This is a genomic window from Terrisporobacter mayombei (genome assembly GCF_020748465.1).
GTDB lineage: Bacteria > Bacillota > Clostridia > Peptostreptococcales > Peptostreptococcaceae > Terrisporobacter > Terrisporobacter mayombei.
Genome location: NZ_JAHZMP010000266.1, coordinates 1 through 443, shown reverse-complemented (window position 1 = coordinate 443; position 443 = coordinate 1). Strand labels below are relative to the sequence as shown.

Below are 443 nucleotides of genomic sequence, written 5' to 3'. Positions count from 1 at the left end.
TCTCTGAATTTTGCACCGCGTCGCAAAGTAAATCCTGTCGCCAGCACATCTATCACGGTCAGCTGTGCAAGTCGAGAAACCATGGGCATATAAATGTCAGTATCTTCCGGTACGTCGAGGGTAATTGCCAGCGTTGCTTCCCGGGCGAGCGGGGTACCCGCAGAGGTGAGGGCAATCACCATTGCGTCGTTTTCGCGAGCCAGCTGCGCCAGCTCGACCAGATTTTTTGTTCTTCCAGTGTGAGAAATCAGCACCACCACGTCTCCGTCGCTACAATTCATACAACTCATGCGTTGCAGCACAATATCATCGGAGTACACCACCGGAACATTAAAACGAAAGAACTTATTCATCGCATCGTGGGCAACGGCGGCTGAAGAGCCTAATCCGAAAAAGGCGATTTTTTTTGCCTGAGTGAGCAAGTCGACGGCGCGGTTGATGGC

Annotated in this window: 1 pseudogene; it reads right to left on the bottom strand. The window is 51.9% G+C overall.

What is annotated here, in order from left to right:
* Positions 1 to 443: pseudogene (hexR, locus tag K0039_RS25465) on the bottom strand (DNA-binding transcriptional regulator HexR); the annotation flags it as partial.